Origin of the sequence: Micrococcus sp. GbtcB5 (assembly GCF_019091605.1) — a bacterium.
Taxonomy (GTDB): Bacteria; Actinomycetota; Actinomycetes; order Actinomycetales; family Micrococcaceae; genus Micrococcus; species Micrococcus luteus.
The window spans coordinates 1-247 of the sequence record NZ_JAGXJK010000328.1 but is presented as its reverse complement, the minus strand read 5'-3'; the positions used below and the strand labels follow the sequence as shown (position 1 = coordinate 247).

Annotated in this window: 1 protein-coding gene; it reads left to right on the top strand. The window is 72.5% G+C overall.

Features of this window, described 5'->3' with window-relative positions; genetic code table 11:
* A partial coding sequence (locus KVS67_RS12560; protein ID WP_217565504.1) for an AMP-binding protein occupies window positions 1-247 on the top strand: 247 nt, incomplete at both ends.

Genomic DNA, 247 nt, shown 5'->3' with positions numbered 1-247 from the left:
AGCCCGGCGACACCCGGACTTACACCTACGCCGACCTGGCCGCCGAGGTCCGGCGCGCCGCCAGCGCGTTCGAGTCCCTCGGCGTGACCAAGGGAGACCGCGTGGCCGTCTACCTGCCGATGATCCCGGAGGCCGACATCACGATGCTCGCGTGCGCGCGCATCGGCGCGGTCCACTCCGTGGTCTACGGCGGCTTCTCCTCCGACGCCCTGCGCTCCCGCGTGGACGACGCCGAGGCCAAGCTCGT